Annotated in this window: 15 protein-coding genes and 1 pseudogene; 10 read left to right on the forward strand and 6 right to left on the reverse strand. The window is 72.8% G+C overall.

Annotated elements, in window-relative coordinates; all coding sequences use genetic code 11:
- Positions 1-31 precede the first annotated feature (31 nt).
- From rimI to BUE44_RS00885, 4 genes are all read left to right on the forward strand, one after another.
- Complete coding sequence (gene rimI, locus BUE44_RS00870; protein ID WP_073493357.1) at positions 32-505, forward strand: ribosomal protein S18-alanine N-acetyltransferase; 474 nt, start codon at positions 32-34, stop codon at positions 503-505.
- Entirely contained in the window at positions 498-1607 is a 1110-nt protein-coding gene (tsaD, locus tag BUE44_RS00875) for a tRNA (adenosine(37)-N6)-threonylcarbamoyltransferase complex transferase subunit TsaD (RefSeq protein WP_073492466.1), read from the forward strand. Before rimI ends, tsaD begins: the two co-directional genes overlap by 8 nt.
- Positions 1604-1876 carry a hypothetical protein gene (locus BUE44_RS00880; protein WP_073492468.1) on the forward strand — a complete coding sequence of 91 codons (273 nt, stop codon included), beginning with the start codon at positions 1604-1606 and terminating at the stop codon, positions 1874-1876. The genes tsaD and BUE44_RS00880 overlap by 4 nt, the downstream gene beginning before the upstream one ends.
- Positions 1877-1956: 80 nt before the next feature.
- Positions 1957-2787, forward strand: coding sequence for a polysaccharide deacetylase family protein (locus BUE44_RS00885; RefSeq protein WP_073492470.1), 831 nt, complete (start codon positions 1957-1959; stop codon positions 2785-2787).
- Between the two features lie 75 nt (positions 2788-2862).
- Here the strand turns inward: BUE44_RS00885 and BUE44_RS00890 are convergent, their stop codons facing one another.
- Positions 2863-4050: a class I SAM-dependent methyltransferase gene (locus tag BUE44_RS00890; RefSeq protein ID WP_073492472.1), complete on the reverse strand. Its 1188-nt coding sequence runs from the start codon at positions 4048-4050 to the stop codon at positions 2863-2865.
- A 253-nt stretch (positions 4051-4303) separates the two neighbouring features.
- Between BUE44_RS00890 and groES the strand changes: the two genes are divergently transcribed.
- From groES to BUE44_RS00905, 3 genes are all read left to right on the forward strand, one after another.
- Positions 4304-4612, forward strand: a complete 309-nt coding sequence (gene groES, locus BUE44_RS00895) for a co-chaperone GroES (RefSeq protein ID WP_033177833.1) — start codon at positions 4304-4306, stop codon at positions 4610-4612.
- 133 nt (positions 4613-4745) lie between these two features.
- A complete protein-coding gene (gene groL, locus BUE44_RS00900) occupies positions 4746-6365 on the forward strand; it encodes a chaperonin GroEL (protein WP_073492474.1) in 1620 nt (539 codons plus the stop codon).
- 92 nt (positions 6366-6457) lie between these two features.
- The gene (locus BUE44_RS00905; protein WP_073492477.1) at positions 6458-7270 is read left to right on the forward strand and encodes an SAM-dependent methyltransferase; all 813 of its coding nucleotides are present in this window, start codon (positions 6458-6460) and stop codon (positions 7268-7270) included.
- A gap of 57 nt (positions 7271-7327) precedes the next feature.
- Here the strand turns inward: BUE44_RS00905 and BUE44_RS00910 are convergent, their stop codons facing one another.
- From BUE44_RS00910 to BUE44_RS00925, 4 genes and pseudogenes are all read right to left on the reverse strand, one after another.
- Positions 7328-8137, reverse strand: a complete 810-nt coding sequence (locus BUE44_RS00910) for an SDR family NAD(P)-dependent oxidoreductase (protein ID WP_073492479.1) — start codon at positions 8135-8137, stop codon at positions 7328-7330.
- A 25-nt stretch (positions 8138-8162) separates the two neighbouring features.
- Complete coding sequence (locus BUE44_RS00915; protein WP_073492481.1) at positions 8163-8825, reverse strand: MOSC domain-containing protein; 663 nt, start codon at positions 8823-8825, stop codon at positions 8163-8165.
- Positions 8826-9002: 177 nt separating this feature from the next.
- Entirely contained in the window at positions 9003-9806 is an 804-nt protein-coding gene (locus BUE44_RS00920) for a GNAT family N-acetyltransferase (RefSeq protein WP_073492483.1), read from the reverse strand.
- Positions 9807-10171: 365 nt separating this feature from the next.
- Positions 10172-11074 (reverse strand): annotated as a pseudogene (locus tag BUE44_RS00925) (aminotransferase class V-fold PLP-dependent enzyme); the annotation flags it as partial.
- Between the two features lie 26 nt (positions 11075-11100).
- Here BUE44_RS00925 and BUE44_RS00930 point away from each other — a divergent pair.
- Positions 11101-12015: a LysR family transcriptional regulator gene (locus tag BUE44_RS00930; RefSeq protein ID WP_073492485.1), complete on the forward strand. Its 915-nt coding sequence runs from the start codon at positions 11101-11103 to the stop codon at positions 12013-12015.
- A 157-nt stretch (positions 12016-12172) separates the two neighbouring features.
- On the opposite strand, the gene BUE44_RS00935 is transcribed toward BUE44_RS00930, so the two are convergent.
- Positions 12173-12475, reverse strand: coding sequence for a WhiB family transcriptional regulator (locus tag BUE44_RS00935; RefSeq protein WP_073492487.1), 303 nt, complete (start codon positions 12473-12475; stop codon positions 12173-12175).
- A gap of 474 nt (positions 12476-12949) precedes the next feature.
- Here BUE44_RS00935 and BUE44_RS00940 point away from each other — a divergent pair, with 474 nt between their 5' ends.
- Positions 12950-13561, forward strand: coding sequence for a response regulator transcription factor (locus BUE44_RS00940; RefSeq protein ID WP_003948568.1), 612 nt, complete (start codon positions 12950-12952; stop codon positions 13559-13561).
- 272 nt (positions 13562-13833) lie between these two features.
- Positions 13834-14451 (forward strand): sigma-70 family RNA polymerase sigma factor, encoded by a 618-nt coding sequence (locus tag BUE44_RS00945; protein ID WP_073493360.1) that lies wholly within the window; start codon positions 13834-13836, stop codon positions 14449-14451.
- The last annotated feature ends 62 nt before the right edge of the window (positions 14452-14513 follow it).

The raw sequence follows: 14513 nt of genomic DNA on the forward strand, positions 1-14513 counted from the left end.
GAACGACCCGGACGACGTGGTCCTGCGCGACATGCGCTGGTGGGACCTGGACCGGGTGGTCGCCCTCGAAGGCGCCCTCTTCCCCGACGACGCCTGGTCCCGCGGCATGTTCTGGTCGGAGATCGCCGACGCCAGGCACCCGGCCGCCACCCGCACGTACGTCGTCGCGGAAACCCCGGACGGCCGTATCGTCGGCTATGCGGGGCTGGCGGCGGTCGCCGGCACCGGCGACGTCCAGACCATCGCGGTCGCCCGCGACCACTGGGGCACCGGGCTCGGCTCGCGCCTGCTCATCGCCCTGCTGCGGGCGGCCACCGCCGCGGAATGCCACGAGGTGCTGCTCGAAGTACGGGTCGACAACGCCCGCGCCCAGCGGCTCTACCAGCGCTTCGGCTTCGAGCCGATCGGCATCCGCAAGGGCTACTACCAGCCGGGCAACGTCAACGCGCTCGTCATGCGCCGCGCCGACCCGGCACAGAACCTGGCTGAGGAATTCCATGCCTGACGAACCCCTTGTGCTCGGCATCGAGACCTCGTGCGACGAGACCGGCGTCGGCATCGTCCGCGGGCACACCCTGCTCGCCGACGCCGTCGCCTCCAGCGTCGACGAGCACGCCCGCTACGGCGGCGTCGTCCCCGAGGTCGCCAGCCGCGCCCACCTGGAGGCGATGGTCCCCACCATCCAGCGGGCGCTGAAGGAGGCCGGCGTGGCCGCCGGCGACCTCGACGCCGTCGCCGTGACCGCGGGCCCCGGCCTCGCCGGCGCGCTGCTGGTCGGGGTGTCGGCGGCCAAGGCGTACGCCTACGCGCTGGGCAAGCCCCTCTACGGCGTCAACCACCTCGCCTCGCACATCTGCGTCGACCAGCTCGAACACGGCGCCCTGCCCGAGCCGACGATGGCCCTGCTGGTCTCCGGCGGCCACTCCTCGCTGCTGCTGGCCCCCGACATCACCGGCGACGTACGCCCGCTGGGCGCCACCATCGACGACGCGGCCGGCGAGGCCTTCGACAAGGTCGCCCGGGTCCTCGGCCTCGGCTTTCCCGGCGGCCCCGCGATCGACCGCCACGCCCGCGACGGCGACCCCGCCGCCATCGCCTTCCCCCGGGGCCTGACCGGCGGCCGCGACCCGCTCTACGACTTCTCCTTCTCCGGCCTCAAGACCGCCGTCGCCCGCTGGGTCGAGGCCCGCCGCAGGGACGGCCAGGACGTCCCCGTCGCCGACGTGGCCGCGTCTTTCCAGGAGGCGGTGGTCGACGTGCTGACCCGCAAGGCCCTCAGGGCCTGCAAGGACAACGGGGTCGACCATCTGATGATCGGCGGCGGAGTCGCCGCCAACTCCCGGCTGCGCGCCCTGGCCCTGGAGCGCTGCGAGGGCGCCGGAATCCGCCTGCGGGTGCCACGCCCCGGCCTGTGCACCGACAACGGCGCCATGGTGGCCGCGCTGGGCGCGGAGATGGTCGCCAGGGGGCGCCCCTCGTCCACCTTCGACCTCCCGGCCGACTCCTCGCTGCCGGTCACCGAGGTGTCCGTGCCGGGCCACACCCACACGCACACTCACGCGCACTCACACGCGCACGAGGCCGGCGAAGGCAACCTCTACGGATGAGCGTCACCCTCATGTGGGAGGCCGCCGCCGCCGAGGGCCGCGGCCCCGAACTGCTCGCCTGGGCCCGGGAGGCCGCCGCCGCCCTGCCCGGCGGCTTCCTGCGCCGCGAATTCCTCACCGCTCCCGGTGACCGGGTCCTCGTACTGACCTGGTGGGACGCCGCATACGACGATGCCGTGCCCGAACTGGCGGAGCCGCCCGCCGGCCTGGTGCGGCGCGACGTCCACCGCTGGCGGTTCACCTCCGTCGCGGTGGAACCGACGGGCTGAAAAACGCCTCGTCCAAGGTGAGCGCCCCGCCGAGTGCTCGCACCATGACGTAGCAGCACCCGACGTAGGGTCCCTCCCCGATGCGCGCACCACGCGGAAAAATCTTCCTGCTCCTGGCCCTGCTCCTCACCACGGCCTGCTCCGCGGTCGATGCCGCGCACTCCCCGGCGCCCCCGGCCCGCTCCACGGCGGCCCCGTCGGCCCCCAAGCCAGCCCCGGCCGACGACCGCGCCGCCGCCTTCCGCAAATGGGGAATCCCGCTCCTCCCCCCGCCGCCCGCGCCGCCCGCGGTCAAACCGATACGGACGGGCGACGGGGCGATACCCGTCGTCAGCGACATACCGACCGACCAGAAGATCGTCTTCCTGACCTTTGACGACGGGGCCGAGAAGGACCCGAAATTCGTGCAGATGATGCGGGATCTGAAGATCCCGTTCACGATGTTCCTGACCGACGACATCATCAAGAACGACTACGGTTTCTTCCGGCCGCTCCAGGCTCTCGGCAATTCGATACAGAACCACACGCTCAGCCACCCTGACCTGCATGGACGGTCGTTGGCACAGCAGAAGCACGAGATCTGCTTCCAGCAGACGAAGCTCACCCACGAATACGGGACGGCGCCCGGGCTCTTCCGGCCGCCCTACGGCAATTACAACGCGGACACGCGGACCGCGGTGAAATCCTGCGGCGGCCTGCGGGCGATGATTCTCTGGCGCGAGTCGATGCAGATCAAGAAGGTGCAGTTCCAGCGCCCGGACAAGAAATTCCACCCGGGCGACATCATCCTGGCCCACTTTCGCGGGCCCGCGCAGCTCAAGGGGGAATCCATGACGGCGATGACCGCCAACCTGCTGCGGCAAATTGCCTCGCAGGGTTTCACCCTGGCCCGCCTCGACGACTACGTCTAGCCCCCGCGGGGGCGGCGCTTCCAGGCGCAGGGCCCCCGCCCCCTACGAGGGCGCCGTCCCGGCGGAGGAGGAGTGCTAAAGCCGGGCCGGGTGGCCGAGGAGCATGGTGGGGGCGCCCGAGGTGCGGGTGAGGAAGACGGTGGTGGAGTGCGGGCCGCGAGGCCGCACGCGGCGGCGGAGGTCTTCGGGGTCCACCGCGGAGCCCCGCTTCTTGACGGTGAGGACGCCGACCTCGCGCTCGCGCACCAGCGCCTTGAGCCGCTTCAGCCCGAAGGGCAGGACGTCGGTGACCTCGTACGCGGTCGCGAACGGCGTGGGCCGCAGCTCGTCGGCGGTGACGTACGCGATCGTCGGGTCGATCAGCCCGCCGCCCACCTCCTGCGCGACCTCGGCCACGAGATGCGCGCGGATGACGGCGCCGTCCGGCTCGTAGAGGTAGCGCCCGACCGGCCGCACCGGGGGGTCGGGCAGGCCGCGCCCGATCAGGGTGGCGCCCGACGGGAGCAGCGTCGCGCGGCGGCCGCCGGGCCGTACGCGGTCGCCGCGGCCGTCGAACCACAGCACCGCCTCCTTCACGTCACCGCCGTCCGAGATCCACTCGGCCTCCGCGGCGGGCGGCACCGCCTCGTGCGGGATGCCGGGTGCGACCTTCACCGCTCCGGGTGAACCCGCCGCCGCCGCGCCCAGCGCCCACGACAGCGGCGGCGAATACGCCTCGGGGTCGAAGACCCGGCCGCGCGCCGTGCGGCGGGCCGGGTCCACGAACACGCCGTCCAGGCCGCCCGTGCCGACGTCGAGCACGTCCGCGCACCTGACGTCGAGGCGGTCGGCCAGGCCCAGCGCGGCGGCGTTCGCGCTGACCACCGCGCAGGTCAGCGGGTCACGGTCGACGGCGGTGACCGCCAGGCCGGCCCGCAGCATGGCGATGACGTCGCCGCCGACGCCGCAGCACAGGTCGGCCACCGCCGCGGGCCCGAAGCTCGCGAACCTGGCGGCCCGGTGGGCCGCCACCGACGCGCGGGTGGACTGTTCGAGTCCGTGCGGCGTGAAGTACATCCGGTGCGCGTCGACCGGGCCGAACTTCGCCACCGCGCGCTGCCGCAGCCGCGTCTGGGCCAGCGCCGCCGCGACGATGTCCGCGCCGTGCGTACGCCGCAGCCGGGTGGCCACGGCCAGGTCGTCCGCGGCGTCGTGCTCCCGCAGCCCGGCGAGCAGCCCCTGCCCCTCCGCGGTCAGCAGTCCTTCGAGATCCTCGGGCGTCACCCCCTCATTCTCCCCGACCCGGGAGGTGCGCCCGGCCGGGCGCAGGAGGGCCGGAGGACACCCGGATGGAGTGCGTGGCTGGCACTCCGCTTGACCGAGTGCTAACGGCGTCCTAGTCTCGTTTCTGGCACTCGGCCCCGCTGAGTGCCAGACCAACAGCGACGGGCAGGTCCGGCACCCGCGACGACGGGCCTACCAGGTCGCCGACCCAGACAGACACTCCCGTGAGCCCTTTGAAGGGGGAGGTCGGATCGTGACGACCGCCAGCACCAAGGTTGCCATCAAGCCGCTTGAGGACCGCATCGTGGTCCAGCCGCTCGACGCCGAGCAGACCACGGCCTCGGGCCTGGTCATTCCGGACACCGCCAAGGAGAAGCCCCAGGAGGGCGTCGTCCTGGCTGTGGGCCCGGGCCGCTTCGAGGACGGCAACCGGCTGCCGCTCGACGTCGCCGTGGGCGACGTCGTGCTCTACAGCAAGTACGGCGGCACCGAGGTGAAGTACAACGGCGAGGAGTACCTCGTCCTCTCGGCCCGCGACGTTCTCGCGATCATCGAGAAGTAATTCCCCGGCTGCACAGCCGTGATCCCGCCCCGGGAGTCCCTGTCCTTGAGGCCGGGTCCCCGGGGCGGTTTTTTCGCCGTCCTTACCGTCCGTGACGACGTGATTAGACGAGTAGACGAGGTAGTTCGCAGGCATGGCCAAGATTCTTAAGTTCGACGAGGACGCCCGTCGCGCCCTGGAGCGCGGCGTCAACAAGCTCGCCGACACCGTGAAGGTGACGATCGGCCCCAAGGGCCGCAACGTCGTCATCGACAAGAAGTTCGGCGCCCCGACCATCACCAACGACGGCGTGACCATCGCCCGTGAGGTCGAGCTGGAGGACCCGTACGAGAACCTGGGTGCCCAGCTCGTCAAGGAGGTGGCGACCAAGACCAACGACATCGCGGGTGACGGCACCACCACCGCGACGGTCCTGGCCCAGGCGCTGGTCCGCGAGGGCCTGCGGAACGTGGCGGCCGGCGCGTCCCCCGCCTCGCTCAAGAAGGGCATCGACGCGGCGGTCAAGGCGGTCTCCGATGAGCTGCTGGCCACCGCCCGCGCCATCGAGGGCAAGGAGGACATCGCGGCCGTCGCCGCCCTGTCCGCGCAGGACAAGCAGGTCGGCGAGCTGATCGCCGAGGCCATGGACAAGGTGGGCAAGGACGGTGTGATCACCGTCGAGGAGTCCAACACCTTCGGCCTGGACCTGGAGTTCACCGAGGGCATGGCCTTCGACAAGGGCTACCTGTCGCCGTACTTCGTGACGGACCAGGAGCGTATGGAGGCCGTCCTCGACGACCCGTACGTGCTGATCCACCAGGGCAAGATCTCCTCGATCCAGGACCTGCTGCCGCTGCTGGAGAAGATCATCCAGGCCGGTGGCTCCAAGCCGCTGCTGATCATCGCCGAGGACGTCGAGGGCGAGGCGCTGTCCACCCTGGTCGTCAACAAGATCCGCGGCACGTTCAACGCCGTCGCGGTCAAGGCGCCGGGCTTTGGAGACCGCCGCAAGGCCATGCTCGGCGACATCGCCACCCTCACCGGTGCGACCGTCATCGCCGAGGAGGTCGGCCTCAAGCTCGACCAGGCCGGTCTGGACCTGCTGGGCACCGCCCGCCGCGCGACCATCACCAAGGACGAGACCACCATCGTCGACGGTGCGGGCGACAAGTCCGAGATCGAGGGCCGCGTCAACCAGATCAAGGCGGAGATCGGCACCACCGACTCCGACTGGGACCGCGAGAAGCTGCAGGAGCGGCTGGCCAAGCTGGCCGGCGGCGTCTGCGTCATCCGCGTCGGCGCCGCCACCGAGGTGGAGCTGAAGGAGAAGAAGCACCGTCTCGAGGACGCGATCTCCGCGACCCGCGCGGCCGTCGAGGAGGGCATCGTCTCCGGCGGTGGTTCCGCCCTCGTGCACGCCGTGAAGGTCCTCGCCGACAACCTGGGCAAGGAAGGCGACGAGGCCACCGGTGTCGCCGTCGTCCGCCGCGCCGCCGTCGAGCCGCTGCGCTGGATCGCCGAGAACGCCGGCCTGGAGGGTTACGTCATCACCTCCAAGGTCGCCGAGCTCGACAAGGGCCACGGCTTCAACGCGGCCACCGGCGAATACGGCGACCTGGTCAAGGCCGGCGTCATCGACCCGGTCAAGGTCACCCGCTCCGCGCTGGAGAACGCGGCGTCCATCGCGTCGCTGCTGCTCACCACCGAGACGCTGGTCGTCGAGAAGAAGGAAGAGGAGCCGGAGTCCGCCGGCGGTCACGGCCACTCGCACTGACCTCGCCTTTTCCGGCCCGCGCCCGCTGCCCCCTCGGGGGGCGGCGGGCGCCGCCCTTTTCGCGTGCCCCGCCGTACGGCAGATTGGGCCGCATGACGAAAGATCAGACCGGCGGCCCCCTCATCGACACGAGCCTCCCGCACTCGGCGCGGATGTACGACTACTGGCTCGGCGGCAGCAGCAACTTCGCCGCCGACCGGGCGATGGGCCAGGCCATCGAGCAGGCCATACCCGGCATCAAGGCGATGGCCATGGAGAACCGCAAATTCCTCGGCCGCGCGGTGCGGTACATGGCCGAGGAGGCCGGCATCCGGCAGTTCCTCGACATCGGCACGGGCATCCCCGCGGACGGCGACACCGCGTCGGTGGCCGGCATCGTCGCCCCCGACAGCCGGGTCGTGTGCGTCGACAACGACCCCATCGTCCAGGCGCACGCCCACGACGTCCTCAACGGCACGCCCGGCGCCGGCCGGACGGTCTACCTCGAAGCGGACCTGCGCAAGCCGGGCGAGGTCCTGGCCGCGCCGCTGCTGCGGGACACCCTCGACCTCGGGCAGCCGGTCGGGCTGCTGCTCGTCGCGATCCTGATGCTGGTCCGCGACGAGCAGGACCCCTGGGCCGCGGTCACCGCCTTCCTCGACGCGCTGCCCTCCGGCAGCCATGTGGCCATCAGCCACCCCACCCAGGACTTCGACCCCGAGGCCATGGCGTCAGTCGCCCGCGCCGCGGAAGAGGGCCACATGACCTTCGTCCCCCGGGACCGCTCCGAGGTCCTGCGCTTCTTCACCGACTGGGAGCTGGTCTCCCCGGGCCTGGTCCCCGTCATGGCCTGGCGCCCCGAGTCCCCCCTCACGCAGGACGAGCGCGCCGCGTACTACTGGGCCGGAGTCGCCCGCAAGCCCTGACCCCTTCCCCCGGAGGGCAGGCCGGAAGGGGCGCCCGGGGCTACCCCCGGGCGAAACTCACGGCTTCGGGTCGTACTTGCGGCCCGCGCCGGTGGAGAGGGCGCCGAAGAGGCGGGACGGGACGTGGCGGGCGAGGGCGACGGCCGTCTTGTAGCGGGCGTCCGGGACGCTGACGACCCGTCCCCTGGCGAGGTCGCGGAGAGCCGCGGACACGACCTTGTCCGCGTCGAGCCACGCCCAGTCCGGGAGGCGGTCCGCGTCCATGCCCGCCCGCTGGTGGAATTCGGTGCGGACGAAGCCGGGGCACAGGGCGAGGAAGCGGATGCCGGAACCGCGCAGGTCGAGGGCGGCGCCCTCGGTGAAGCGGACGACCCACGCCTTGCTCGCCGCGTACGTGCCGCGGGGCATGAAGGCCGCGACCGAGGCGACGTTGATCACCGAGCCGCGCCCGCGCTCCCGCATGCCCTCGGCCGCGGCGGCGGTCAGCCGCAGCACCGCCTCGCAGTGCAGGGTGAGCATGCGCAGCTCGTCCGACATCGGCGCGTCGAGGAAACGGCCGCGGTTGCCGAAGCCCGCGTTGTTGACCAGCACGTCGACCGCGGGCCTGCCGGGGTCCCGCAGCCGGGACTCGACCGCGCAGATGCCGTCGTCGGTGGCGAGGTCGGCCTGGAGCACCTCGACGCCGACGCCGTACCGCTCGCGCAGCTCGGCCGCGGTGTCGCCGAGGCGTACGCCGTCCCGGGCGACGAGCACCAGGTCGTGCCGTCCCCCGCGGCCCTTGCCGTCGGAGCCGCCCCCGGCCGCCAGCCGCCGCGCGAAGGCCGCGCCGATACCCGCCGTCGCACCCGTGATCAGGGAAGTCGTCATGCGGGCAGCGTATGCCCACGGCGTGTCAGGACCGGTTGCCCGCGAGCCGCTTCCTGATGGTCCGCAGGTCCTCCGCGGGCAGCGCGTCCGCGGCCAGCAGCTCCGGCAGCAGGTCGGGCTCCGCGGTCATCGCCCGGAAGGCCAGCGCGACCGTCACCCGGTGCGCGGGACGGTCGACGACCTCCACCGTGTCACCCGCGGCCAGCTCGCCGGGCTCGATGACCCGCAGATACGGGCCCGGCAGGGCGCCCGCGGTGAATCGCCTGATCCAGCCGTGCTCGTCCAGCCAGCCGGCGAAGGTGGCGCACGGCAGCCGCGGGCAGGACACCTCGAGCAGCGGTCCGGCCGTGCCCACCCGCCACCGCTCGCCGATCAGCGCGGCATTGACGTCATAGCCCGTGGTCGTCAGGTTCTCGCCGAAGCAGCCGCTGGCCAGACTGCGGCCCAGCTCCTTCTCCCAGCGGTCCAGATCCTCCCTGGCGTACGCGTAGACGGCCTGGTCGTCGCCGCCGTGGTGCTTGACGTCGTAGACCCGGTCACCGGACAGCCCCACCGCCCCGGTGCCCTTCGGACCGGGCGCCCGCACCGCCACCGGGCCCTGGACCGGCCACTTGTCGATGCCCGTCGCCGCCAGCCGCTTCCACGGGTTGGGTATCGGCCGGCCCACGTTCACACTCAGCAGCCGCACGGGTGCCCGCCTCTAGGGCCTGTCCGGCGGATCTTGGCGGGCCTGCGACGCCCGGCACCGCACCTCGCTGCGTTGTCGAATCATCCTTGTACGACCCGGTACGAGGACGATTCTCCGCCTTGCGATGTACGGCACCGGACGTCGCAGGCTGATCCGCCAAGATCCGCCGGACAGGCCCTAGGCCGGTGCCGTGATCAGATACGGCGTCGTCACGCTCAGCGCCGAGAAGCCGAGGCGCCCGAGGATCGGGCGGCTGTCGTCCGACGCGTCGACCTGCAGATAGCGATACCCGCGGGCCGCGGCGATACGCGCCCGGTGCGCCACCAGCGCGCGGTAGATGCCCTTGCCGCGCCACTCCCGCACGGTGCCGCCGCCCCACAGGCCGGCGAAGGCCGTCCCGGGGACGAACTCCATCCGCGCCGAGCACACCGGCACGTCGCCGGCCATCGCCACCACGATGCTGACGGTGTCCGCGCGGTCCCTGACCTGGTCGAGCATCCTCGCCCGGAGCCGCTCCGCGCTCGTACCGAACGCCTGCTCGTGCACGGTCGCGGCCAGGTCCACACCGGCGGCGTCCACCACCGGCTCCAACCGCACTCCGGCCGGCAGCTCCGCGCCCCGCGTCAGGGCGGCGACCTCGCTGATCTCGGCGACCATCAGCGTCTCGGGGTCCGCCGGCTCGAAGCCCGCCGCGCGCAGCCGCATCCCGAGGTCCGCCGGGCGGTCGTGGGAATACGTCTTCCACTCGAACTCGCGGCCCGCCGCCTCCGGGCCGCGCAGCCACTCCAGCTGGGCCGCGACGGCCGCGTCGGCGGTGGCCTCGTCCAGATCGGACCAGGCCACCCCACACCACTCGTGGGCGCCGGCGCCCACCTGCCGTACGACACCGGCTCCCTTGTCGATCCTGGTCGTCGGCGACTCGGGCGGCGCGTTGCGCCGCAACTGGTCGTCGAAAAGGGCGAGGGCCTCAGCAGTGTCCATCCGGGCATTCGACCATCCGCCCGCACCGCGTCCAACCGCTTTTCCGGCCCCCGGAGCCGAGCGGCGGCCGGCCGACCCGCCGCCGACCGCGGCCCGTCCCCCCGGCGGGCAACCGCGCCACGCCCTAAGCCGCGGCGGACAGGACGAGATCCACGTCCGCCGCGGTGTTGTAGAAGTGCGGGGCGAACCGCAGATTGCCCGCCCGGGAGGAGAAGGCGAGGCCGGCCTCGCGCAACCGCCGCTCCACGTCGCCGGGGACCCCCCGGCACCGCGACGATCGCGGAGTCCCCGCGGACGGGCCGGTATCCGAGCGCGGCGAGGCCGGAACGGAGCCGCGCCGCGAGGGCGACGTCGTGCGCGTGGATCGCGTCCACGCCCAGCTCCTCGATGAGCGAGAGCGACGCCGCGGCACCGACGTAGGCCAGATACGCGGGGCGCGCGTCGAAGCGCCTGGCGCCGGGTGCGAGGTCGGCGACGGGCCCGTAGCAGGACTTCCACGGGTCGTCGGCCCCGTACCACCCGGTGAAGGCGGGGGACAGGGTGGACTCCGCCTCGGCACGGACGGTGAGGAAGCACGCCCCGTGCGGCGAGACGAGCCACTTGTAGCCGTGGCAGACGACGTAGTCGTACGCCGTGGCGTCCAGCGGCAGCCAGCCGATCGCCTGGGTGGCGTCGACCAGGGTGCGGGCGCCGTGTACGGCGGCGGCGGCGCGGATCGCCGGGAGGTCGGCGACCCGCCCGTCGGCGGACTGCGTGGCGCTGACCGCGACGAGCGCGGTCCCCGGCCGCACCGCGCCGGGGACGTCCTCCAGCGGGACGAGCCGCAGCCGCAGGTCGGGCCGGGCGGCGAAGGGCTGCACCAGGGAGCTGAAGTCCTCCTGATAGGCGACGACCTCGGCGCCCGCGGGGAGCGCGGCGGCGATGAGGCCGACGCTGCCGGCGACCGTGCCGGCCAGGGCGACCTGGGAGAGCGGCGCCCCGGTGATGCGGGCGAAGGAGGCGCGGGCCTCGGCGACGGCGGTCTCGTAACCGCCGGTGTCGGGCCGCCCGGCGGCCCACGCGTCGAGGGCGCGGCGCAGGGCGGCGATCGTACGGGCCGGGGCGAGGGCGTGGGTGGCGGCGTCGAGCCGGCCGGGCGGGAGGTCGGGGTATTCGGCGGCCACCGCACGACCGAAGGCGGTGGCGGGGCCGGCTGCTGCGTGGACGCTCATGAGATTCAGCGTGGACCGGACGAGAGGCAAAGTCCATCGCCGATTTGTGGGGGTCATGCCTAAGCAGTGCTTATGGTGGGGCCATGATCGAAGCACGGCACCTGAGGGTGCTGAGGGCCGTGGCGCGGGGCGGCTCGTTCTCGGCCGCGGCCCGGGCACTGGGCTGTACGCAGCCGGCGGTCAGCCAGCAGATGAAGGCGCTGGAGGCGTCCGCCGGCACCCCGCTGCTGGTGCGCGGGCCGCGCGAGATGCGGCTGACGCAGGCCGGCGAGGCACTGGTGCGGCACGCCGACGGGATCCTGGCCGGCCTGGCGGCGGCCGAGGAGGAGGTCGCCGCGATCGCGGGGCTGCGGGCCGGCCGCGTACGGCTGGCGTCCTTCCCGTCGGGGACGCCGACGCTGGTGCCCGGCGCGGTCGCGGAGATGCGCGAGCGGCACCCCGGCACGGAGGTGTCGCTGGTGGAGGCCGAGCCGCCGGGTTCCGTGGACATGCTGCGGGCGGGCGACTGCGACATCACGCTGGCCTTCCGCTACCCGGACCTGCCGACGCCGGCCGAGGAGTCCTGGGCCGACCTGGTGGTGCGCCCGCTGCTCGCCGACCGGCTGGTGGGGGTGGTCCCGCAGGGCCACCGGCTGGCGGGCGGCGCGGGTCCGGTGGATCTGGCGGCGCTGGCGGGCGAGCGCTGGATCGCCGGCTGCCCGCGCTGCCGGGGACACCTGGTGGAGATGTGCGAGCGGGAGGGCTTCACGCCCCGGATCGACTTCGCGACCGACGACTACCCGGCGGTGATCGGCCTGGTCGCGGCGGGCCTGGGTGTGGCGGTGCTGCCCCGCCTCGCGCTGGAGTCACTGCGGTCGCGAGGCGTCGCGGTGGTCACCCTGCGCCCGGCGGTGGAACGCGAGGTCGTCGCCCTGACCCTGCCCGACCTCGCCCAGGTGCCGGCGGTGGACATGATGCTGGCGCGCCTCGCGCGGGCGGCGCTGCGGCGGGGTTCGTGAGATCGGACGTCGCCGGGCGGGGGCTCGCGGGGGCCGGTGTTGCTGGGCCGGTGTTCGCGGGGCAGCGCAGAATCGATTCTGCGGAATCTGGCCCGCTGGGAGATCCGGCCGGCCGGCAACGCGTGCGCCCGGGAAGCGCACCCCCTCCCCGCAGGTGCTAGTTCTGCGGACTGAGCTCCCGGTGCCGCGAGCGCCCCATCATCTCCTCGCGTTCGTCCTCGGTGAGCCCGCCCCAGACGCCGTACGGCTCGCGTACGGCCAAGGCGTGGGTGGCGCATTCGGCCCGTACGGGGCAGCGCATGCACACCTCCTTGGCGGCGGCCTCGCGTGCGCTGCGGGCCGCGCCGCGTTCGCCCTCGGGGTGGAAGAACAGTGAGCTGTCGACACCTCGGCAGGCAGCCACCAGCTGCCAGTCCCAGAGATCGGCGTTCGGGCCGGGAAGGCGGGAGAAGTCTGCCATTGCTCATCCCCTCGACGGGTGCGTGACGGCCAAGACGACCTCGGTGTCTCCGACCGTACATCTACTGTCGTAGTAGATGTAAATATGACTCATCGCCAATCTAGCGACGATTCGCCCACGCATCAGGAAAGAGCGGCCAAAGGGTGCAAAGTCCGGCATAACACCCGTTCAGCAGTATCCGCCGCGCCGCCCCCCGTGGCAGCCGTCCGCCCCCAGGCTCGGAAATTGACCGGCTCACCCGTTCTGACCTGCGGCGTGAGTGATTGGTACACGCATGATCACGTAGAGTGCCGATGGTGGCGACCAAACTTCGTAACTCTTTCGGGTGAGGGTCGTTGAGTGTGGCGGAAGCGGTTGGCGGCCCAAGCGGTCCCACGGGATTCGGGCAGCTGCCCGATGCCGTCAGCCCCAACGGTGAAGACTTCGTACAGCCTGGAGGCACAACGTGACGCGGTTCAGCTGCGGAGGGCGGTCATGACTTCCGTCCTCGTCTGCGACGACTCCCCGCTCGCCCGAGAGGCCCTCCGCCGCGCGGTGGCGACCGTGCCCGGCGTCGAGCGCGTAACCACCGCGGCCAACGGTGAGGAAGTGCTCCGCCGCTGGGGGGCCGACCGGTCCGACCTGATCCTGATGGACGTCAGGATGCCCGGCCTCGGCGGCGTCGAGACCGTACGGCGGCTGCTGTCCGCCGACCCCGGCGCCCGGATCATCATGCTCACCGTCGCCGAGGACCTGGACGGCGTCGCCCTGGCGGTCGCCGCCGGCGCCCGCGGCTACCTGCACAAGGACGCCTCGCGCGCCGAACTGCGGGCCACCGTCACCCAGGCGCTCGCCGACCCGACCTGGCGGCTCGCACCGCGCCGGCTGCGGTCCGCCGAGATGGGCGCCGCGCCCACCCTGACCGCCCGGGAGATCCAGGTCCTCGAAGGGATGAGCCACGGACGGTCCAACGCCGAGATCGGCCGCGAGCTCTTCCTGTCCGAGGACACCGTCAAGACGCACGCGCGACGGCTCTTCAAGAAGCTCGGCGCCTCCGACCGGGCCCACGCGGTGGCCCTCGGCTTCCGCTGGGGCCTGGTCCGCTGACCCGGCTACGCCGTACGCCGTACGGCGCGGTCCCCCACAAGTCCTCGGTTTCCCGGGGGAGGACGCATGCTTGACGTATGGACTTCCTCGGGGATCGGCGGGGGCTTCACATGGCGGACCAGAAGGCGGACCACACAGCGCACCTGAAGGCGGAGATGACCGAGCCAGCCGCGGACTCCGCCGCGGCCTCGGCCACGGCGGCTCATAACGCTTCGGTGCAGAAGTACGGCCGCGATGCGACGGAAAGTCCGGCGGCGAGGCACCATGGGTGGATGCGCGACGACGACACTCCGGCCATCGGTGCCCTCGTTCGCCGTGCCGTCGACGGCGACCAGCGCGCGACCCACGACCTGCTGGCGCACGTCCACCCGCTGGCCGAGCGCTACTGCCGCACCCGGCTGTCCCGGCTGCCCGGTGACGCCAGGCACTTCGTGGACGACCTCGCCCAGGAGGTCTGCCTGGCCGTGCTGTGCGCGCTGCCGCGCTACCGCGACCTCGGGCGGCCCTTCGAGGCCTTCGTGGTGTCCATCGCCGCCCACAAGGTCGCCGACCTGCAACGGGCCGCGATGCGCCACCCGGGCAGCACCGCGGTCCCCTCCGACGAGATGCCGGAGAAGCCCGACGACTCGCTCGGCCCCGAGGAGCGCGCGCTGCTCAACAGCGACGCCGCCTGGGCCAAGGAACTGCTCGACCGGCTCCCCGGGCATCTGCGGGAGCTGGTGCTGCTGCGGGTCGCGGTCGGGCTGAGCGCCGAGGAGACCGGCCAGGTGCTCGGCATGTCGCCGGGAGCCGTCAGGGTCGCGCAGCACCGCGCGCTCAGCAGGCTGCGGGCCATCGCCGAGGAGTCGGCCGCCGCGCACCCGGCGAGCGCCGGCGGTCTGAGCGCCTAGGACAGGCTCCGGGGGCCGCCGTAGGGCTCTCACCTGGGCGGTCAGGGAATGCCGGCGCAGCC

Source organism: Actinacidiphila paucisporea (genome assembly GCF_900142575.1).
Classification (GTDB): Bacteria; Actinomycetota; Actinomycetes; order Streptomycetales; family Streptomycetaceae; genus Actinacidiphila; species Actinacidiphila paucisporea.